Origin of the sequence: Breoghania sp. L-A4 (genome assembly GCF_003432385.1) — a bacterium.
Taxonomy (GTDB): Bacteria; Pseudomonadota; Alphaproteobacteria; order Rhizobiales; family Stappiaceae; genus Breoghania.
The window spans coordinates 827,914-849,911 of the sequence record NZ_CP031841.1 but is presented as its reverse complement, the minus strand read 5'-3'; the positions used below and the strand labels follow the sequence as shown (position 1 = coordinate 849,911).

The 21,998-nt window shown below is 63.1% G+C and carries 9 protein-coding genes and 2 pseudogenes; 8 read left to right on the top strand and 3 right to left on the bottom strand.

The window, feature by feature from the left end:
• Positions 1 to 260 precede the first annotated feature (260 nt).
• The 3 genes and pseudogenes from D1F64_RS03975 (at position 261) to ftsH (ending at position 5,143) form a co-directional block, all read left to right on the top strand.
• Positions 261 to 1,333, top strand: a pseudogene (locus D1F64_RS03975) (Fe(3+) ABC transporter substrate-binding protein).
• A gap of 123 nt (positions 1,334 to 1,456) precedes the next feature.
• Positions 1,457 to 3,172: an iron ABC transporter permease gene (locus D1F64_RS03970; protein ID WP_117411361.1), complete on the top strand. Its 1,716-nt coding sequence runs from the start codon at positions 1,457 to 1,459 to the stop codon at positions 3,170 to 3,172.
• Between the two features lie 202 nt (positions 3,173 to 3,374).
• A pseudogene (gene ftsH, locus D1F64_RS03965) lies at positions 3,375 to 5,143 on the top strand (ATP-dependent zinc metalloprotease FtsH).
• 39 nt (positions 5,144 to 5,182) lie between these two features.
• Here ftsH and D1F64_RS03960 read toward each other — a convergent pair.
• Positions 5,183 to 7,420 carry a GGDEF domain-containing protein gene (locus D1F64_RS03960; protein ID WP_162901271.1) on the bottom strand — a complete coding sequence of 746 codons (2,238 nt, stop codon included), beginning with the start codon at positions 7,418 to 7,420 and terminating at the stop codon, positions 5,183 to 5,185.
• Between the two features lie 192 nt (positions 7,421 to 7,612).
• Complete coding sequence (locus D1F64_RS03955; RefSeq protein ID WP_117411359.1) at positions 7,613 to 9,571, bottom strand: acetoacetate--CoA ligase; 1,959 nt, start codon at positions 9,569 to 9,571, stop codon at positions 7,613 to 7,615.
• A 454-nt stretch (positions 9,572 to 10,025) separates the two neighbouring features.
• Between D1F64_RS03955 and D1F64_RS03950 the strand changes: the two genes are divergently transcribed.
• The 3 genes from D1F64_RS03950 to D1F64_RS03940 all read left to right on the top strand — a co-directional run bounded on the left by D1F64_RS03950 (position 10,026) and on the right by D1F64_RS03940 (position 14,113).
• Complete coding sequence (locus D1F64_RS03950) at positions 10,026 to 11,807, top strand: AsmA family protein (RefSeq protein WP_117411358.1); 1,782 nt, start codon at positions 10,026 to 10,028, stop codon at positions 11,805 to 11,807.
• Between the two features lie 159 nt (positions 11,808 to 11,966).
• Positions 11,967 to 12,680, top strand: coding sequence for a Crp/Fnr family transcriptional regulator (locus D1F64_RS03945; RefSeq protein WP_117411357.1), 714 nt, complete (start codon positions 11,967 to 11,969; stop codon positions 12,678 to 12,680).
• Between the two features lie 188 nt (positions 12,681 to 12,868).
• The gene (locus tag D1F64_RS03940; protein WP_205470645.1) at positions 12,869 to 14,113 is read left to right on the top strand and encodes an alpha/beta hydrolase; all 1,245 of its coding nucleotides are present in this window, start codon (positions 12,869 to 12,871) and stop codon (positions 14,111 to 14,113) included.
• Between the two features lie 5 nt (positions 14,114 to 14,118).
• Here D1F64_RS03940 and ade read toward each other — a convergent pair whose 3' ends face one another.
• Positions 14,119 to 15,843, bottom strand: a complete 1,725-nt coding sequence (gene ade, locus D1F64_RS03935; RefSeq protein ID WP_117411356.1) for an adenine deaminase — start codon at positions 15,841 to 15,843, stop codon at positions 14,119 to 14,121.
• A 131-nt stretch (positions 15,844 to 15,974) separates the two neighbouring features.
• On the opposite strand from ade, the gene D1F64_RS03930 reads away from it, so the two are divergent.
• Positions 15,975 to 17,549, top strand: coding sequence for a CYTH and CHAD domain-containing protein (locus tag D1F64_RS03930; protein ID WP_117411355.1), 1,575 nt, complete (start codon positions 15,975 to 15,977; stop codon positions 17,547 to 17,549).
• 197 nt (positions 17,550 to 17,746) lie between these two features.
• Positions 17,747 to 21,235 (top strand): P-loop NTPase fold protein, encoded by a 3,489-nt coding sequence (locus D1F64_RS03925; protein ID WP_117411354.1) that lies wholly within the window; start codon positions 17,747 to 17,749, stop codon positions 21,233 to 21,235.
• The last annotated feature ends 763 nt before the right edge of the window (positions 21,236 to 21,998 follow it).

The following is a 21,998-nucleotide window of genomic DNA, read 5'->3' as shown; positions in this document are numbered from 1 at the left end:
ATCCGACGCGGGCCGCGCTGCATGTGCCCCATCCGCGCACCGCGGTGGAGGTAACCGGCGGAATTGCAACGCGGATTTGTCCTCCCTCGCGGCTAATACTTGCATCTTATAGTTTGGAATAATTCTAACCTATTGGAATATAACGCGGAATTGATATCCCGATCTTGCATTCGGCCGACCCGCGCGCAATATTATGATGGTTACATTCAAGAAAGCTAACCTTACGGCAGAGCCTTGACCTCTGCCTGATGGAGAAACAAATGACATTCCAGCCGTGCACGGCGCGCCGCGCTGTATCCCTGTTCTCCGGCGCGGGCCTCGTCGCCCTCGCCGCACTCTGCACCGCCTCGAGCAGCCCCGCGCTCGCCGATGGCGAGGTCAATATCTATTCCTATCGGCAGCCCTATCTGATCGAGCCGCTGCTGGACGCCTTCACCAAGGAAACCGGCATCGCGACGAACATCGTCTACGCCTCCAAGGGTCTTGGCGAACGCATCAAGGCGGAAGGCGAGAACTCCCCGGCGGACCTGCTGCTCAGCGTCGATATCGGCCGCGTGGACGGCGCCAAGGACCTCGGCATCACCCAGCCGATCGACGACCCGGCGATCAACGCCAACATCCCCCCCAGTACCGCGATCCGGAAGGCAACTGGTTCGGCCTGACGACGCGCGCGCGCGTCATCTACGCCTCCAAGGAGCGCGTGGCCCAGGACAGCATCACCTACGCCGAGCTGGCCGATCCGAAGTGGAAGGGCCGCATCTGCACGCGGTCCGGCCAGCACGACTACACCATCGGCCTGATCGCCTCGATCATCGCGCATGAAGGCGCGGAAAAGGCCGAGGAGTGGCTCGCCGCGGTGAAGGAAAACCTCGCCCGCAAGCCCACGGGCAACGACCGCGCCCAGGTCCAGGCGATCTTTTCGGGCGAATGCGACATCGCGCTCGGAAACACCTACTACATGGGCAAGATGCAGACGAACGACAAAGAGCCGGAGCAGAAGGACTGGGCCAATTCCGTGCGCATCCTGTTCCCCGACGCGGACGACCGCGGCACGCATGTGAACATCTCGGCGATGATGCTCACCAAGCATGCGCCCAACAAGGAAAACGCCATCAAGCTGATGGAATTCCTGACGTCGGACGAGGCCCAGCACATCTACGCCGAGGTCAACTTCGAATATCCGGTGAAGCCCGGTGTGGCGCCGAGCGACCGCGTCGCCTCCTGGGGCGCGCTGAAAGCCGATGAGATGCCGCTGATCGAAATCGCCAAGCACCGCAAGACGGCCAGCGAGCTGGTCGACAAGGTCGGCTTCAACGACGGCCCGTCGAGCTGAGCCTGGGACAGCCATGCCGGGTGGCGTTTACGCAACCGGCACCTTTGCGATATAGCGAATAGACCTCGAGCGCCGCGCTTTTATTCCGAAAGCGCGGCGTCTTCTTATCATCATCGGAACCAGATGACGCTCGCAACAGCCTCCCCGGACAACGACACGAAAACCGGCGTGCCCTGCGCGAAGGGGCGCGGCGAATTCGGATGGCTGATCGCGGTCGGGGCGGTCACGGCGCTTGTGCTCGCACCGATCATCACCCTGGTGATCCTGGCGATGCGCCCGGCGGGCGATATCTGGCCGCATCTGATCTCCACCGTCCTGCCGCGCTCGATCGCAACCACGGCGCTGCTGATGCTCGGCGTCGGCACGATGACGAGCATTATCGGCGTCGGCACCGCCTGGCTCGTCACCATGTGCCGCTTTCCCGGACGGCGGCTGTTCGACTGGGCGCTGCTGGTGCCGCTCAGCGTTCCCACATACATCATCGCCTATGCCTACGTCGAAATCCTCGACTACACGGGACCGGTGCAGACGGCGCTGCGCACGCTGTTTGGCTATCACACCTCGCGCGACTACTGGTTTCCGGAAATCCGCTCGCTCGGCGGCGCGGCGATCGTCATGGGGCTGGTGCTCTATCCTTACGTGTACCTGACCACGCGAGCGACCTTCATGATGCAGTCCTCGTGCATCCTGGACGTGTCGCGCACGCTCGGCGCGGGACCGCTGCGCCTGTTCTTCCGCGTCGCGCTGCCGCTGGCGCGCCCGGCCGTTGCCGTGGGCGTGTCGCTGGCGCTGATGGAATGCCTCAACGACATCGGCGCGGTGGAGTTTTTCGGCGTCCAGACGCTGACCTTCTCCGTCTACGACACCTGGCTGAACCGCGGCAGCCTGCCCGGCGCCGCCCAGATGGCCTGCGCCATGCTGGTGGTGGTCTTCGCGCTGCTGTGGGCGGAGCGCTACGCCCGCCGGCACCAGCGTTTCCATCTGACCTCGAGCCGCTACCGGCCGCTTCCCGGATATCGGCTCAGCCCGCCGCTCGCCGCGCTCGCCGTCATCGCCTGCGCGCTGCCCGTGCTGCTTGGCTTCGTGTTTCCCGCCCTGCTGCTGGCGGATTTCGCGAGCCGCCGCCTGGGACAGCTTGTGGACCCGGACTTCCTCTCGGCCATCACCAACAGCCTGCTGCTGGCAGCCATCGCGGCGATTGCCACGGTCGCGGTCGGCGTCACGCTGGCCTATGCGCAGCGCATCCGTCCCACGCCGCTGCTGCAGGGTGCTGCGCGGCTGGCGTCCATCGGCTATGCGGTGCCCGGGACCATCCTGGCGGTCGGCATCCTGATCCCGCTCGCCGCCTTCGACAACATGGTCGACGGGCTGTCGCGCCAGGCGTTCGGCATCGCCACCGGCCTCATGCTGACCGGATCGGGCGCCGCCCTCGTCTACGCCTATGTCACGCGCTTCCTCGCGGTCTCCTACGGCTCGATCGAATCCGGCTTCGGCAAGATCAGCCCGCATCTGGACATGGTCGCGCGCACGCTGGGGCGCACGCCGCTGCGCACGCTGACCGAGGTCAACCTGCCGATCATCAAGCCGGTGATGCTGTCCGCCGCCCTGCTGGTCTTCGTCGACTGCATGAAGGAGCTGCCGGCAACGATCCTGCTCAGGCCGTTCAACTTCGAGACCCTGTCGACCACGGTCTACACCGCCGCCTCGCAGGAGGTGTTCGAGGACGCCGCCTTGCCGGCGCTGGCCATCGTGCTCGTCGGCCTGATCCCGGTGATCCTGCTGGCCAGCACCAGCGCCTCCACGTACCGGACCAAACCGTCAAGCCGCGGCGGCAACTGACCGCGCCGCTTGCCGTCCGGATCCCACCTGACAAAAATCAATGCCGGCGCGCCGGCACGCGGGCATACTTGATGCCAGTGGGACACACGGCGGCGGAATGATCACGCGCGGACGGCCCAGACGAAGACACATCGCCAAGGACATACCGCCGATGACGCCGAAGCAGACCCAATTCAATCTCTGGTACGCATTTGCGGCCCTGATGCTGCTGTTCACGTTCCAGAGCTGGTGGATCGCCAACACCACCATCGAGCAGATCCCCTATTCGCGCTTCGAGGAATTGCTCAAACAGGGCAAGATCGGCGACATCACCGTCAAGCAGAACACCATCGAGGGCGCCTTCACGGACGCCGCCGAAGCCGATCACAAGTATTTCGTCACCACCCGGGTCGACAAGGATCTGGCGGAGCTGCTGACGAAATACGGCGTCACCTATCGTGGCGCGCTGGAGTCCACGCTGCTGCGCGATCTGCTGTCATGGATCGTCCCGGTGGCGCTGATTTTCGCCCTGTGGATGTTCGTCTTCCGGCGCGTCGCCGAAAAGCAGGGGCTCGGCGGCCTCATGACCGTCGGCAAGTCCAAGGCCAAGGTGTTCGTCGAGACCGGCATCGAGGTGACCTTCAAGGATGTGGCGGGCGTCGACGAGGCCAAGCGCGAGCTTCAGGAGGTTGTCGCCTTTCTGCGCAACCGCGAGGAGTATGGCCGCCTCGGGGCTCGTATTCCAAAGGGCATCCTGCTTGTCGGCCCTCCCGGCACCGGCAAGACCCTGCTGGCGCGCGCCGTGGCCGGCGAGGCGGGCGTACCCTTCTTTTCGATTTCGGGCTCGGAGTTCGTCGAGATGTTCGTCGGTGTCGGCGCGGCCCGGGTGCGCGACCTGTTCGAGCAGGCGCGCAAGCAGGCCCCTGCGATCATCTTCATCGACGAGTTGGACGCGCTCGGCCGTGCCCGCATGGCCGTCTCAATGGGCGGCAGCGACGAAAAGGAGCAGACGCTCAATCAGTTGCTGTCGGAACTCGACGGCTTCGACCCTTCCGTCGGCATCATCCTGCTGGCCGCCACCAACCGGCCGGAAATCCTCGATCCCGCGCTGTTGCGCGCCGGCCGCTTCGACCGGCAGGTGCTCGTCGACCGCCCAGACAAGATCGGCCGCCGCCAGATCCTCGATGTGCACATCCGCAAGATCAAGGCCGCGCCCGATCTCGATCTGGACAAGGTGGCGCAGATCACCGCGGGGTTCTCGGGTGCGGATCTCGCCAATCTCGTCAACGAGGCAGCGCTGCTCGCCACCCGGCGCGGCGGCAGCGCGGTGACCGATGACGACTTCACCCAGGCGGTGGAACGCGTGGTCGCCGGCATCGAGAAGAAAAGCCGTGTGCTGTCGGACCGCGAAAGACGCACCGTCGCCTATCACGAGATGGGGCACGCGCTCGTCGCCGCGAACCTCGATGGCGTCGATCCGGTGCACAAGGTGTCGATCATCCCGCGCGGCATCGGCGCGCTGGGCTACACCATGCAGCGGCCGACTGAGGACCGCTTCCTGCTGACGGTCACGGATCTCGAGAACCGGCTCCGGGTCCTGATGGGCGGCCGGGCGGCGGAGACCATCGCCATCGGCGAAATCTCGACGGGGCGGCGGACGATCTGCAGCAGGCGACCGAGGTCGCGCACGAGATGATCGCCCGCTACGGCATGGACCCGGAGCTCGGCAACCGGGTCTATTCGACGCCGCGGCAAAGCCCCTACGGGCAGCCCATGATGGAACAGAAGGAAATATCCGAGGACACGGCGCGGGAAATCGATCTGGCCGTGCGCGCGCGCGTCGAGCGGGCGTTCGCGGACGCCATCGGCATTCTCGAGGCGCGTCGCGCCACGCTGGACAAGGGCGCCCGGCTGCTGCTGGAAAAGGAAACGCTGACGGACCAGGACTTTCCCGAAATCGGCCCGCGCAAGCGCGACAAACCGGCCGCATGACGCAGGGCCCTTAAGTCCGGTATCGGCGACCCGCCGCGATCACGCCACCGCGCGCGGGCACACCGCATCCAGGTTGGACACGTCGCCCAGCGTTTTGGCCATCGCGCCGCCTTTTACAGCCACCAGGATGGCCCTCAGCTCCCTGGCGGCGTGTTGCGCCATCCACAGCTCGAACGCCTCCGCCGTCATCGGCCTGCCGAACAGGAAGCCCTGAACGTGGCGGCAGCCATGGCTGGTGACGAACGCCAGCTGCTCCGGCGTCTCCACGCCCTCGGCCACGCTCTCGTAACCAAGACTGCGCGCCATCGCCAGAATCGTCTGGACGATGACCATGGCGCTCTTGTCGACGCCAATGCCGGCGGTGAACGTGCGGTCGATCTTGAAGGCGTCGAACGGCAGCCGGGTCAGATGCGCCAGGCTGGAATATCCGGTTCCGAAATCATCGATGGCGAAGCGGATGCCGCCCCCGCGCATCGCGTCGACGGCGCGCGCCACCAGTTCCGTATTCGCCATCGCCATGGACTCGGTCAGTTCCAGCTCAAGCAGATGCGCCGGAAGCCCGGTTCTCTCGACGATCTCGAGAACCGTCTCGGCAAAACCGTCGGCGAGGAACTGCGCCTGGGAAATATTGACCGCAACCCGCAGGTTGCCGCCAGCGCGCGCCCATATCGCGCCCTGCCGGCATGCGGTCTCCAGCACCCATGCGCCGATCTCGACAATCAGGCCCGTTTCCTCGGCGATGTCCATGAAGGTGCCCGGCGCCAGCACGCCCCGCACCGGATGGTGCCAGCGCAACAGCGCCTCGACCCCGACCACCGTCCCGCCGGCCGCGTCGATCTGCGGCTGATAGTAGAGCTCGAACTCGTGGTGCGCCATGGCGGTGCGGAGTTCGCCCTCCATGCGCACCCGGTCGGACGCGATGCGGTCGAACTCCGCGTCGTAGTAGCGGAAGCCTGACCCGCCGCCGTTCTTGGCCTGGTACATGGCGATATCGGCGTTCTTCAAAAGGCCCGTGCAGGTCGTGGCGTCGGAGGGATAGGCCGCGATGCCGATCGAGGCGCCCACCACGATGGAGACACCCGCGATATCGATCGGCGCTGCCACGGCGCGGACGATATTGACCGCAAAGTCGCCCGCCGCGGAGACGCGTATGCGCCCGGGCAGCAGAACCGCGAACTCGTCACCACCCAGCCGCGCCACGACGGGCTGCTCCGGAAGCCGGCCCGTCGCCAGGACCGCGCCGGATCGCCCCGCCGACAGCACGGGGCCGTCCGCAATGCCCAGCTCACGTGTGATGCGCCCGGCGATTTCCAGCAGCAATCGGTCGCCGACGTCATGGCCGTAGGTGTCATTGACGCGCTTGAACCGGTCGAGATCGATGAACAGCACCGCGAGCGCCTCCCCGGTCTGTCCCGCGGCCGTGATCGCCGCTTCAAGCTCCTGGCGGAAGCGCTCGCGGTTGAACAGCTTGGTGACGTCATCGACGAAAGCCAGCCAGTGGATGTGTTCCAGGTTCTCGCGGATCCGATGCACCATGTCGCGATAGGCCCGCGCGAGAACGCCGATCTCGTCGCGCCGGTCGACGGGAAACGGCGCGTCGAAGTCGCCGGCGCTGACGCGGTGCGCGGTCTGGGTCAGGTGCCGCACCGGTTTGAGAAAGCCGTTGCCGAAATGGAAGGTGATCGGCATGGCGATGGCCAGCAGGAACACCGCGATCACCGCGTTGCGCTGCCAGATCGTCCAGATCACCGTCCCCGCTTCCGGCCGGACAATGCCGATGAAGGCGGCGCCGAGAATCTCGCCGCCGTGCGCCCGGATAGCCACGGAGATCTCGATCAGGTCGCCCGCCAGACGGAAGGTCTGCTTGCCGGTTTCCAGAACCCGCGCCATGTCGGCGGGCATCTCGGAGGCGTCGAAGTAGCTGGTGGCGGGGTTGCCGTCGACCGAGATATTGCGCGCCGGATCGAACACCTGGACGTGGCGCACCAGCGGATCGGCGACGATGCTTTCGAGCTCCTGCTCGAGGATCAGATAATGATGGTTGGTCAGATGCGGAACGGCCAGACGGCTCACCGTCACCGCAACCGCGGATGCCCGGTCCAGCGCCTTCTTTTCCTCGTCGCGCAGATCGAGGTAGCTGGCGGCCATGATCATCACAATCGTCAACCCGCAAAACAGGCTGACGACGAGAAGAATGAAGCGGACTCGCAAGCTCGCGGTCAACAGCCGCATCTCGTTCAGCCACGACTGGCCGGCTGTCTTGTCCCTACCGCGCACGCCCAACTCCCAGGCCATTCCATGTTCTGGGAAATACTTACAGCCGAAGAGTGTTTACAGGGTGTTGATGCGGTGCGCCAAAACAGATCTTTCCATTGAAAAAACAGTCATTTAGCCGCCTAACTCAGGTGCGCCGCGCACAAACCGGACCCGATAGCAGCACTTTTTCAAGGCGATGGCCGTGCCCGCGCCTCACGACGCCAGTTCGGGCAGGTCCCGGAACAGATCCAGCGCCTCGGGATTGGCGAGCGCCTCCTTGTTCTTGACCGCGCGCCCATGCACCACGTCGCGCACGGCAAGCTCGGTGATCTTGCCCGACTTGGTGCGCGGAATGTCGCTCACCGCCACGATGCGGGCAGGCACGTGGCGGGGCGATGCGCCGGTACGGATCGCGGTCTTGATGCGCTTTTGCAGATCCTCGTCGAGGCGCACGCCGTCGGCGAGCCGCACGAACAGCACCACGCGGCAATCGTTGTCCCAGTCCTGGCCGATGGCCAGCGCCTCGATCACCTCGGGCAGGCGTTCGACCTGGTTGTAGATCTCCGCCGTGCCGATGCGCACGCCGCCGGGGTTGAGGGTTGCGTCCGAGCGCCCATGGATGATGATGCCTCCGTGCGGCGTCCACTCGGCGAAATCGCCATGGCACCAGACGTTGTCGAAGCGCGAGAAATAGGCCTCGCGATATTTGACGTCGCCCGCGTCGTTCCAGAACATGACCGGCATGCTGGGGAACGGCTTGGCGCAGACCAGTTCGCCCTTCCCGCTGCGCAGCGGCGTGCCGTCGTCGTCCCACACGTCCATCGCCATGCCGAGGCCCGGGCCCTGGATCTCGCCCTTGTAGACGGGCTTTCCGGGCACTCCGAGCACGAAGCAGCCGGCAATGTCCGTGCCGCCGGAAATCGACGCCAGATGCACGTCCGCCTTGATCCCCTGATAGACGAAATCAAAATTCTCCGGCGCCAGCGGAGAGCCGGTGGAGGTCAGCGTGCGCACGGTTGAAAGATCATGCGTCTCGATGGGCTTCAGGCCGGCGTTGCGCACCGCATCGATGAATTTGGCCGAGGTGCCGAACAGCGTCATGCGCTCGTCGCGGGCGTAGTCGAACAGCACGTTGCCGTCCGGCGCGAACGGCGATCCGTCATAGAGCAGCAGGGTCAGGCCGGACGCGAGTCCCGAGACCAGCCAGTTCCACATCATCCAGCCGCAGGTGGTGAAATAGAACAGCCGGTCGCCGGGCTTCAGATCGCAATGCAGGCGCTGCTCCTTCAGGTGCATCAGCAGCGTGCCGCCTGCGGAATGGACGATGCACTTGGGGATGCCCGTGGTGCCGGACGAAAACAGGATATACAGCGGATGCGTGGAGGGAAGCCGCTCGAATGTCAGCTCCGAGGGCGCATAAGGCTCGACGAAGGCGCCGAACGAGACCCCGTTCGCGAGCGTCGCCGCGGTCGCGTCCGCCGTGCCGAGGTAGGGCACCACGAGCACGTGCCGGACGGATGGAAGCTGCGGCACGATCTCCGCCAGCTTTTCGGCGATGTCGATGCGCTTGCCGTTGTACCAGTAGCCGTCGCAGGCAATGAACACCTTCGGTTCGATCTGGCCGAAGCGGTCGACGACGCCCGTGCTGCCGAAGTCCGGCGAGCACGACGACCAGATCGCGCCCAGCGACGTGGCGGCGAGCATCGCGATGATCGTATCGGGCATGTTGGGCATCATCGCCGCAACGCGATCGCCCTCACCCACGCCGGCCGCCTTGAAGGCCTGCTGCAGGCGCGAGACCTGGGCGCGCAGATCGGCGCGGCTCAGGCGGCGCTCAACCTTGTCCTCGCCGCGAAACACCAGCGCGTCGCCGTCGCCTGTGCGCTGCAGAAGGTTCTCCGCGAAGTTCAGCCGCGCATCGGGGAAGAACACCGCGCCCGGCATCGCTTCGCCGTTTTCCACAAGCCGCTCGCCCTTGTCGCCGACAACGCCGCAGAAATCCCAGATCGCGTTCCAGAACGGCCCGCGCTCCTCGATCGACCAGGCGTGCAGCGCGTCGTAGTCGGCAAACGCCCGTCCGGCGCGCTCCGCGGCAAACGCCATGAAAGCCTGCATTTGCGAGGCGTCGATCCGCTCTTTCGACGGAGTCCACAGCGGCTGTGCGTCGCTCATTCGGTCAGTTCCCCCTACGCCACCAGCTCAAGAACCCACACTCCCGGCACTGGCATACTTGTTCACGCACCCGAAACGCGTACCCACAACCGCTTGCGTGGCTGCGGCGGCACGCGTGCGCGGATGCGCTCCCGCGTGTCAATCTTGGCGGTCAGTGGTATTACCCGTATGCTTGTTGCAGCATTCATGTCCGGCCACGTTCCCGATAGCATTGTCGCGGCGGCCGGACAAGCAACAGCCGGGCGGCGGGATTTTTTCGCCGCCCGGGACAGCCGCCTGATCCCGCATGGGCTGGCGGATGGCGCTCAGGCGGTGTAGCAAGCACGAGGCGAAGCCGGCGTCGGCCGCTCGCAGGCCGGACATTCCGGCGCAATCCGCCGGCCGGACATCAGGGCGCGAACGGTCGCCCGCCGCATGGACGCAGAGACATTTGGCTTTGAGACCTGGACCATTGTTGAAACGCGGGCTGATCGCCTCGGCCGTTGCCATCCTTTTCGTGGCGGCGCTGTTCGCCGCCGTGCCGCTGCTCGTCTCCACCGACATCGCCCGCGATCGCATCGCAGCGATCCTGTCGCAGTGGCTGGGTGCGAATGTCGTCGTCGGCGGCGAACCGCAGCTCATGCTGGTGCCGAAGCTGCACGTGGTGCTGCCCGACGTCCGCACGGAAAATTCCGCGCTTGGCCTCACCGCGACGATTGACGGCATCGAGGCGGATCTCGACCTTGTCGCCCTGCTGCAGGGCCGGATCGAACCGACACGTTTCACGTTGCGCAGGCCGCTCGTGCAGATATCCGCGCAGAGCGTCGCCCGGACCTTCGCCTTTCCGGCGGCCGGCGACGCGGCTGCCGGAGAGCTCCGGCCTGCGGGTGCCGCGCGCATGCTGACGGTCCACGACGGGGTGCTCACGCTGACGCGGGACGACGGACCGGCACAGCATTTCGACGGCATCAACGCGGCTCTCTCGTGGCCCGGCTCCACGGGTGCGGCGAGCCTTTCGGGCGCCATGCGGTGGCGCCAGCAGGACATCGAGCTGCGCGCCAGCCTGACCGACGCGGCGAGCCTTGTGGGCGACGGCGCCGGAAGCTTCAACCTGACGCTGGCCTCCAGCGCCCTGCGGGCGAGCTTCGCCGGCACGGTTTCGGGCGGCGCCACCGTGCAGGCTGACGGCGCGCTGAGCGTGACCGCGCCCAACCTGCGCCGGGTGCTCGCCTGGGCCGGCCAGGACCTGGGCGACGGCGCCACGCTGGGCGCCTTCTCAATCGAAGGCGCCGCGCGGGTCGGCAACGGCGGGCTCGTGCTCTCCCCGGCGGCGCTTGAGCTCGACGGCAACGAGGCGGAAGGCGCGATCGCGCTCACCTGGAACGGGGACGTTCCGTCCGTCAAGGGCACGCTGGCGTCCGAAACGATCGATCTCACCGGTTATGTGAGCGAGCTGATGCGCGCGACCAGCGACCTCGGTCCCGACGCCATCGCCCTGTCGCCGCGCGCCCTGTCCGCGGCGGATGTCGACTTGCAGATCTCCGCCCAGCGCATTCACATCGGCGAGACCCGGATCGGCCAGACGGCCGTGTCGCTGCTGGTGCAAGACGGCAATATGGCGATGGAGGTCGGCGAGGCGATGGTCTACGGCGGCCATGTCACCGCGCGGCTCTCCGCCAAGGCCCAGTCTCGATCGTCCGGTTCGGGCTCCAGCCTCGCGGTGCATCTGGAAACCAAGGCGAAGGGGCTGGTGCTCGGAGCGCTGCCGCTCGCCGATTGGCCCGTTCGCCCCACCGCGGGCGCGGCCGATATCTCGCTGAACGCCGGCGGCGCCGGCGCGACGCTCGCGGAGCTGCTGGCAACGCTGGGCGGCGACATCCGCGTCACGGCCACGGATCCCGTGCTCACCGGCATGGATCTCGCCAATGTGATCGAGACGTTTGCCGGTGGCGATCCGGCGAAGAGCAATGGCAGTACGGTCTTCACGACCGCCGCCGCCGCCGGCACCATCGACAGCGGTGTGCTGAGCGTCACCGGACTTTCCGCCGAAGGGCCGACAGCGCTTGTCAGCGCCAGCGGGCGCGCCTCGCTCGAGGACTTCAGCATCAGCATGAACGGGGTCGCCAGCCGCCCGTCAACCGGCGATACGCCGGGCACCGAACTGCCGTTCCTCATTCGCGGGCCCCTGTCCGCGCCGCAGTTCCTGCCCGATCTCAACAAGTTGATCGACACGGCCACGCCCAGTCTCGCGAATTAGGCGATGCCGCGTCTTGCCGGTGGAGCCGGACTCCTGGCGCGCGATCGATTGCGCCCAGCGCTCCCGCATTGGCCGAACGCACACTTGCCCTGACGGCGGCGCGGCGGTAACTAGTGACCTGATCCTAAATCATCGCAAGAGTTTTCCGGGGAGTTCGAGGTGGCCAAATCCATATCGCCGCCGGCCAAAGGCACACTTCGGGCCATCCGTATTTTTTACGAGCTGCCCGAAGAAGCGCTGGATATGCTGGAAAGCAAGTGCCGCTGGTCGACCTACGATGCCGGCGACGAAATCGTGCCCTATCTCGACGATCGCGACGACGTCTACTTCCTGCTCAAGGGCAAGGCGCGCGTCATGATCTATTCGGTGTCGGGCAAGGTCGTGGGCTTTCGCGACATCGAGCCCGGCCATCCCTTCGGCGAATACGCCGCCATCGACAAGCTGCCGCGGTCGGCGCGGGTCGAGGCGCGCGAACCGATGCTGGTGGCGCGCCTGTCGGCCAATGATTTCTGGACAGTCATGCGGTCGCAGCCGCGCGTCATGGAAGCCATGATGGTGCATCTGGTCGCCCAGGTGCGGCTGCTGACGGCGCGGGTCTTCGAATTCTCCACGCTGGCGGTCAACAATCGCATCCAGGCGGAACTGCTGCGGCTTGCCGGCAATCCCGAGCCCGGCTCCGGTCCGGCGATGATCTCCCCCTGCCCCAAGCACGCCGAGATCGCGGTTCTTGTGAGCACCCACCGCGAGGCGGTGACGCGCGAGATCAGCCGGCTGGCCAAGATGGGCGTCATCGAACGGCTGGAAGGGCACAACCTGCGCATCCGCGATGTGGATCGCCTGGTGCAGATGGTGCAGGACGCCACCGGCGAGTAACCGCCTTGCCACCCCCGGCGCAACACGCGCTTTCGAGCCTGTATCGCGCGCGGCGCGCCCAATCCGCCGCCTTGCCCTCAGTTTCGCCATGATGACGGTGTGATGGTCGCGCACTCCTGAACGCGCCATGCTCCGCCGTGCATTCAACCCCGGCGCACCCTGTTGGCGGCCAAGTCTGTATTGGGCCCATGACCACTGTCCCTGTGATCGAGAAGAGCGCCGTCTCCACGCGTCCATCGCGCGGCGGGTGGCGTCACGCTCTCGCGCTCGTCTCGATGGCCCTGCTGATCGCGGGTTGCGCGTCCGGGCGCCCCGTTACGGGCGCGCTGATCGCCAGCCAGGACAGCGCGCCGGGCGCGGTGGAGCACACGATCTTCATTGCCACGACGCGCGCGCGCGACGACAGCAAGGGAACCTATTTCTCGGGCGAACGCATCGAACCGGGCGATGACGGCGCCGCACTCGATTTCGCCAGCGCCACGGTCTCGGTGCCGCCCGGGCATGTGCCCGGCGCGATCGAATGGCCGAACGCGCCGCCGGGGGATCCGGCAAAGGATTTCGTCACCCGATCGGCCGGCTACATCGACAACGCTGATGCGTTTCAGGCCGCGCTGAAGTCCGAGCTCGCTGGCCGCAAGGGCGAGGCGCGCGACATCGTGGTGTTTGTTCACGGCTTCAACACGCTGTTTGCCGAAGGCGTCTATCGCATGGCGCAGAGCGTGAACGACACCGGGTTCAAGGGCGTGCCGGTGCTGTTCACCTGGGCCTCGCGCGGCAATCTGCTCGACTATGTCTACGACAACAACAGCGCCACGGCGGCGCGCGACGCGCTGGAACAGACCCTGCGCATCGCCAGCGCCAGCGGCGCGGGCAAGGTGCATGTCCTCGCCCATTCCATGGGAAACTGGGTCACGCTGGAGGCCTTGCGCCAGGCGGAGATCGGTGGACACGGCACCTTCGGCGGCAAGCTCGGCCAGGTGGTGCTGGCATCACCCGATATCGATGTCGACGTGTTCAAGGCCCAGGTGCGCCGGCTCGACAGCGCGAAATCGGAAATGTCCTTGCTGGTATCGACCGACGACCGCGCGCTCGATCTGTCCAGCCGCATCGCCGGCGGCAAGCCCCGGCTGGGCAGCTACATCAAGGACAAGGAAATCGCGGCGCTCGGCATCACGGTCTTCGATCTGACCGCCGTGCGGACGCCCGACAAACTGCGTCATGGCAAATACGCGGAAGTGCCCGGACTGGCGCAGTTGATCAGCACCCGTCTGGCGGCCGGCGACCAGCTCGCGGTGGCGCGCACCGGCTTCTCCGACCGGGTCGGCCAGTTCGGCACATCGCTGGGCGGCTTCGTCGGCGCCACGGCGGGAATCGTGATCACCACGCCGGCCATGGTGCTCGGCGCGCCCGCCGCGCTGCTCGGCCGCCGCTAGACCAATCACCCCTCGATCAGCGCGAAGCGGTCCACGTCGAAGAGGCCGAAATCGGTGATCTTGAGATGCGGGATCACCGGCAGCGGCAGGAACGCCACCTGCAGGAACGGCTCGGGCAGCGTGCAGCCCAGCGCCTTCGCCGCCTCGCGCAAGCGCTCCAGCCGCTCCCTGACGTGCTCGAACGGCCGGTCGGACATCAGCCCCGCGATGGGCAGCGCCAGTTCCGCCGCGATCTTGCCGCCGTCGGCCACCGCGAAGCCGCCGCGCAGCGCGATCAGCCGGTTGACCGCCAGCGCCATGTCCGCCTCGTCCACGCCGACCACGCAGATGTTGTGGCTGTCATGCCCCACCGACGACGCGATGGCGCCGCGCGTCAGCCCGAAGCCCGAAACAAAGCCCCGGCCGATGTTGTCGTTGACCCCGTGGCGCGCCACCACCGCCACCTTCACCGCGTCCTGCGCCGGATCGCATTGGACCGCGCCGCCGTCCACCGGCAGGCGCATGGTCAGGTGCTCGGTGAGGATCAGTCCCGCCTTGACGCCGATCACCGGCGTCTGCGCGCCGCCTTGCGGCACAATGAAATCCGCAGCCGAAATCTCCCGCGAGCGCACGCTGTCCAGTCCCACCGGGGCCACATCGCCGCGCGCCTCAAACAGCGCCGCTTCGACCGGACGCCCCGCGCTGATCACCGAATGAACAGTGCATGTCTCGAGATCGTCCAGCAACACGATGTCGGCGCGCCAGCCCGGCGCGATCTGGCCGCGGTCGCGCAGCCCGAAGGCCATGGCGGCCGACCAGCTCGCCGCGCGGTAGACGTGATGGACGGGCACGCCGCGCGCCTTGGCGCTGACGATCAGCCGGCCGATCATGTAGTCGAGATGGCCCTGCTCGCCGATGTCGAGCGGATTGCGGTCGTCGGTGCACAGGCACAGGAACGACGAGGTGTTTTCGTCGAGAACCTCCGCCAGCGCCTCCAGATCCTTGGACACCGAGCCCTCGCGGATCAGCACCACCATGCCCTTGGCGAGCTTCTCGCGCGCCTCCGCCGCCGTCGTCGCCTCGTGATCGGTGCGGATGCCGGCCGCCAGATAGCCGTTCAGCGCCTTGCCCGAGAGCAGCGGCGCGTGGCCGTCGATGTGGCCGTCCTGGAACGCCGCGAGCTTGTCCAGCGCCACCGGATCGCCCGCCAGCACGCCGGGAAAATTCATGAATTCCGCCAGGCCGATCACCTTGGGATGATCGCGAAAGGGCAGCAGATCCTCGATCTCCAGCCGCGCGCCCGATGTCTCGAACTCGGTCGCCGGCACGCAGGAGGAGAGCTGCACGCGCAGATCCATGACGGTCTCATCGCTGCTTTCGAGAAAATAGCGGATGCCCTCCGCGCCCAGCACATTGGCGATCTCGTGCGGATCGCAGATCGCCGTCGTCACCCCGTGCGGCAGCACGCAGCGGTCGAACTCATGCGGCGTCACCAGCGAGGATTCCACATGCAGGTGCGTGTCGATGAACCCCGGCACCGCAACCCGCCCGCCGCCGTCGATCTCGCGCGCGCCCTCGTACTCCGCGTGGGTGCCGACGATGCGGTCGCCGACGATAGCGATGTCGCAGGGCGTCAGCGATCCGTCGATAACCGACAGCAGCCGCACGTTCCTGACCACCAGATCGGCCGGGACCGCGCCCGCGCCCGCGTCGATCGCCCGTTTCAACATTTCATGATTCACGCAGATCATCCTTTCGCCAGCTCATGATTTCGGAACACCCAGTTCCTTAGCCAGCTCTGTAATACGCCGCTGTCAAAAAGAACAGGATCCGTATAAGGTGCCGCCCGATTGCGGATCAACAGTCAACGGATCAGTCTTGCATGGACATCAGCGGCAAGGAAGCGGAACTCAAGGTCGAACTCGGACCGGAAGATCTCGCGCTTTTGCGAAAACATCCCGTCCTGCGCACGCTGGCGACGGGCCCGGCGACAACCCGCAGCTTGCGCTCCATCTATTTCGACACCGCCGGCCAGGCGCTGCACGCGCACAGGATATCGCTGCGCGTGCGCCGCGTCGACGGTGCCTGGATCCAGACGGTCAAGCAGGGCGTGGGGCTCAGCGGCGGGCTGTCGACGCCCAGGGAATGCGAGGTGCCGGTGGATGGTCCCGAACCGGCGCTCGACGCGATCGCCGACGAGACCATGCGCGCGGGCGTGCTGGCGCTGGTGAAGAGCGCGCCGCTGGTGCCCTTGTTCGAAACCCGCATGCGCCGCACCCAGCGCGACCTGAAGACGCCGGACGGCGATCTGGTGGAGCTGGCGTTCGACGTGGGCGAGATCGTCGCCGGCGAGGCGTCCCGCCCGCTGTGCGAGGTGGAGCTGGAGCTCAAGGACGGCGCGCTGAGCGCGCTGTTCGAGGTCGCCCGCAGCCTGTTTTCCGATGTGACGATCCGGTTTTCAAAACTGTCCAAGGCACAGCGCGGATACGCGCTGGCCGCCGGGCTGCCCGACGCGCCGCTCGCGCCGTCGGCCGGCGCGCTGCCCGCGCTCAAGCCGAAGATGGGGGCGGAACGAGCCTTGCGCGCGACCTTGCGCGCCTGCGCGGAGCAGATCGCCGACAACCGCGCCGTGATTCTGGCGAGCGACGACCCGGAAGGCGCGCACCAGCTGCGCGTCGGCCTCAGGCGGTTGCGCAGCGCGCTGAAAACCTTCCATCCGCTGATCGAGAGCCCGGCCACGGAGCATCTGGACGCCCAGGCGCGGCATTTCGCGGGCATCGCCGGACGTTTGCGCGATCTCGACGTGCTGCTGGCGGACATCCTCGCCCCGGTCAGGGACAGGACGCCCGACCGCGACGGGCTGAAAATGCTGGAGCTGATGCTGGAGGACCACCGCAAGGCGGCGCGCGCCGAGGTGCGCGCGGCGCTCTCCGGCGGCGCCTTCAACGGCTTCCTGCTCGATCTCGGCGCCTACACCGAGACGCGGAGCTGGCGCGCGCGCACCGGCGCCGTCCAGTCGGTGGGGCTGGCGCAGCAACTCTCAGCCGCGCGCAAGGAGCCGGTGCGCGATTTCGCCGCCCGCGCGCTCGACGCCCGCTGGGCGCATGCCGAAAAGCGCGCCAGGCATCTCGAAAGCCTCACCATCGAGGAGCGCCACGCCCTGCGCCGCAGCCTGAAAAAGCTGCGCTACGCCACGGAATTCTTCGCCGCCCTGTATCCGGCGAAACCCACCCAACGCTTTCTCAAGCAATTGAAAAAGCTTCAGGATCTCTTCGGCTATCTCAACGACGTCGCCATGGCCGAGCGCCTGCCCGCGATGCTGCCCGACCCCGCGCCCACGCCCATGACGCTCGCCGCCGGCCACACCATCGGCTGGCACCAGGCCCACGCGGATCATGCATGGGAAGACGTGCAGAAAAGGTGGGAGAAGCTGTGCGGGACGGAGAGATTTTGGTGAGGGGGGCATTCACGTGATTTGAAACAAGAAAAATTTTCGAACGAATAATTCACGTCATTCATACAGATGAAGTAAATATCAAATGCTTGTGCTCCCCGATTGTATCTATAGGATCGCAACATAATTTGCCGCACAAGGACTGTCCAGATCCAACTGGAGAACCCTCGCGACGCAACGTTTTCGATCGAGTTAAGGCAATGAATAAAAAGATTTTTAGAAATGTCATCATTGACGAACCGACTGCGGAAGACCTTTTCCATGGAAAAGGTCACGAAAGAACCGCTGTTTCACTCGCAAAAACGATACGAAGTTTTGACGACAAAGACCGTGCGATAGGACTGGATGGGCCGTGGGGCAGCGGTAAATCCAGCGTGGTGGAAATAGCAGCACGACATCTCGAGAACACAAGAGAATTCAACGATGTACGTCACTACTTTTTTACTTTTGACATCTGGAAGTCGCAAGGCGCAGGTTTCCGCAGATCGTTCCTTGAGCACTTCGTGTCATGGGCCAGGGAAAATTTCCCGCAAAAACGGACGGCGTTGAATGAAATCGAAAAGGAGATCCATGGAAAAACACGAGAAATTCAAACTAATAGTCAGCCTATACTAGATTGGTTTGGGATTTTTGTCCTATTTTTTCTTCCATTTTTCCCAATATACTACTTTTGGTCGAAGAGCGTATTTGACGATTTGAATAAAATCGGCGAATTACATAAATTTTTATGGTCAACTCCGTTCATACTGCTGTCTCTTTTTGCTGGCGTGGCAATTATCGTAGCATTGATAAAATATTTTGGTGCCCGAGGGAGCAAAAATGAGCTGGACTTTAAAGCGTCTATATCCCGAGTCTTATTGATCAGTTCCAAGCAACATCAAGATCACAAGGTAACTCAGAGGGTCAGGGAAATTGACCCAAACGACTATGAGTTTCATCAAACCCTTAGAGAAATTTTGGGCGTCATACAATCGCGCGAATCAAAGGTTGTCATGGTCTTGGACAACATTGATCGTCTTCCCAAGAAGGAGATTAGGGACTATTGGGCACTTGTCAGATCAATTTTTTCCCGGACCCATCAGGCGACCAACGCCGACCCCCAAAAAACCATTACAGCCATTGTCCCATATGACCGGACGCTCATTGAGAGCAACGTCAACGAAGCGGATGTGAATGGAGAAAGCGCCGAGCTTCAGCCTTTGACGAGGCTGGCGTCGCGGGAGCTCTTCTCTAAAACATTTGACGAGGTTCTGACGGTATCTCCTCCCGTGCTGTCTAATGCTCGTGATTTCTTTACCGAGAAATTAAATATTGCGCTTCCGGAACAGGCATCAAAGGACGCTGTATTCAGAACCTATCGCATTTTCTGCGAGCTATTACGCAATGAAGGCGGAACAACGACTCCCCGACAAGTTGTGTCGTTTGTGAATGACCTTAGTGGCCTATTCGTTTTACACGAAGGACATTTCCCACTACCGACCGTAGCGGCGTATCTCGCGCACCACGATCTAATTAGCGATTATCCTAATAAGCTCACCGACATCGCAAACCTTGATAGCAAGATTGTCGAATTGGCATCAGACCCAATGTTGCCACGCAACCTCGCTGCAATGGTCTTTAACGTCGATGCACAGTTGGCTTACCAAATTCTTCTGGACGATGAGATAGCTGGCGCTGCGGTGGCAAGCAAATCAGAAGAATTGGCGGAGATTTCCAAATCCGCTGGCTTCGACCTGCGTGTTGATGATGTAGTAAGGTCAAACTTGGATGAATGGCTTTCTACCGGTGACTACCGAACCGTAATAGTAAATTTTTCTGAAATTCTTCCGTATTACGAAGAAGATGCGAAACCGCATATTATTGCGGCGCTAGTTGAAAGCTTCTCTAGAGTTGAGAATTTTAAAATTATCAAAGATGAATACGAACCTTACTTGACACTATTTGAAATTGCGGACCGCGAAGACCGGCCCGCTTTACTGACGAGCTATCTTCGGGCTGCATTTTCCGGGGCAAACGCTCCTAAAGAGCCAACCTTTGAGACAGGTCAGGATTTTGCGAAGTTTCTTTCAATTACGAAGACGCGACTGGAAGAAATCGGCCTTGGCGAAACTTTGCAAGAGCAGCTTGGTAGCTATACGCCGAATTCATCCGCAGATTTTCTCTATGGACTAGGTGTGAGTATTTCTGACGCCGGTTTTTCCTTCCAGGATTTCAAGGATGTCAGAATAGACCTGCCTGATGAAACAGACTTTTTTGAAAGCGTAGCAACGGAAGATCCGAGCGTAGCGAAACAGGCATTTGTGCAATTTAAGTATGCCGACCTGCTAGTCGACGAAAAATGGATATCGGTGGCCAATGCATGTTTAACGGCTTGCACTGATGAGACAGAGGACGAAGAAAGACTGGCAGACCTGCTGGACGTGGTCTGCTTTTCTTGGCGGTCACTTCCTGAAAAGAGACGCACTGAAATTAGGTTCCCACAAGCGCTGTCGAATGGACACTTTTTCCGAAAATTGGGCTCAGGTCAGACGGAAGCTAGTGAGAAATCAATCTCAAGTGCATTCTTTCTGGCCGGCCAGACACTCCTTGGAACAAGCCTTGAGAACCCGACAAAGCTCGACCCAAATGGGCAGGCGGTCGCGGATGTTTCAGAGGAATTCACTGCATTCAACAAACTACTATTGGGCGAATCAAAATTAAGTGTAGCGCAAGCTACAATCGTTGCCTCCAGAGCCAAGGAAGCCTTCAAGTTTGCAAACCCTTGGGTCGCTTTCGGTGAGAACAATCCCGACCATAATGCAGTTAGGCAAGTAGTTAAACAAGCCTTCTCGTTTGGAAACCCACCGCATCTCGCTTTGCGCGGATTGACTTCGCATTTTACGTATCTCCAAAATCTGCTCGGAGATGATGAATTTGTCTCTATGTTGGGCCAGTATAAGTCGAAAATTGATGACGGCCAGATTTCAAACATAGACCTTGATCAGATACCGGCAGGGTTTTTGACCGCGACCAATCGAGCTGAGGGAAATTGCTGGGTTAAATTTCAAGAACATGTCGAATCTAAACTAAAGGACATCGATAACGCGGATTGGCCTGATCATTTTGCAGAAATGGATCATGCGGCACGGCTGTTGGTCGAAAAGCTTTCCACCTCCGGCTGTGCCCTAGACAGCGCGAGCTTTCGGGACCCATTGCTTCAGATAATTTTCGATATATTGTCTGGAACGGTAGCGCCAGATGCAAACGAAGGCGCAATAGATGTTTTGATGTCAGGAATTGATAAAAACTATCATGCAGACATCTGTCGGACAATTCGGGAGAAAATGACCGGCGTAACGGCTCGTTCTCTCGACAATTCTGTTTTTCTTTTTCCCAAACTTCTTGTGGATCTCGTTCAGCGGGGTGATCGGATTAAGAAGGCCGAGAAGGACAATCTCGTTCGGCAAATTCTGTGCCCCGCGTTAGAAGGACGGAACCGTGCAGTTCTCGATATCTTTGTTAGGCTCGGGTACGCACGAATCTCAGACTTTATGAGATCGTCAGACGAGAGTACAAATGATCGTCTTCAAGGTGCGTGGAAATCATTCTCGGGGTCAGACGAAGATCGCGACTGGATCAGATCAGTTGGAGAAGCAATTTTAGGCAAAAGACGAACTAAGACATTTTGGGAAGCCGTGCTTGGAACGTAATCAACAACGAATATGAGTGCTCGTTGCCTCTCATTCACCTCATCCGCAAACGACAATCGCTCTCCGCCCTTCCCAACCTATTAGCCATCCCCCTCCCAAATCCGTGCTAAACACTCTCCGCCCAATTGCTTGGGAGATTCCAAAGGCCATGCCCCCGCGCCGCACGCACGAGACCGCCGTCGGCAAGCACCTGCTCGCGCCCAGCCGCACATAAATCGGGTTACGGGAACCCCAGAACCCTCCGCCGTCATCACCCGGCGAAGTCCGGGTGACCCTGCGCGCGGCAGCCAAAAGGCCAACGGGTGAGTGCAAGGCCGTCGTGCCTCACCGCAAGAGCCTCAGCAAGCGGAAACCGGATTGGATTGCCCGGACGGAGCCTGTGCCCGCGGAGTGCCGTGCAATGACGGCGGGGCCGGACGCCACGAAATCGAAATAAGGCGAAGACAGGGGGCCTTCATGCCGCGCCACCCGCGCAGGCCCTCCTCCTAAATCCCTGCGGAACCCTCTCCAAACATCCCTGCTTCAGAGAGCCCCATCGCCATGCTCCGACGCACCAGACCGTCAACAAGGCTCGCCGGCCTCGCGTCTGTCGCCGATCCTTCGAGACGGGCCTTCGGCCCTCCTCAGGATGATGTTATCGTAGTGATGGCGCCGTGAACTGCGCCCTGCCACCGGGCTTGCAGCCCGCCGCTTCGGCGTTCGCATGGCATTGCTTGCACGGCTAACTCTCTAAAAATATAGGCGCGATGGCGCCCCCCTCAAC

Coding starts and splice junctions, on each gene's coding strand:
- ade (WP_117411356.1), bottom strand. CDS start 15,843: ATGATCTGCGTGAATCATGAAATGTTGAAACGGGCGATCGACGCGGGC.
- D1F64_RS03930 (WP_117411355.1), top strand. CDS start 15,975: ATGGACATCAGCGGCAAGGAAGCGGAACTCAAGGTCGAACTCGGACCG.
- D1F64_RS03970 (WP_117411361.1), top strand. CDS start 1,457: ATGACGCTCGCAACAGCCTCCCCGGACAACGACACGAAAACCGGCGTG.
- D1F64_RS03940 (WP_205470645.1), top strand. CDS start 12,869: ATGACCACTGTCCCTGTGATCGAGAAGAGCGCCGTCTCCACGCGTCCA.
- D1F64_RS03955 (WP_117411359.1), bottom strand. CDS start 9,571: ATGAGCGACGCACAGCCGCTGTGGACTCCGTCGAAAGAGCGGATCGAC.
- D1F64_RS03925 (WP_117411354.1), top strand. CDS start 17,747: ATGAATAAAAAGATTTTTAGAAATGTCATCATTGACGAACCGACTGCG.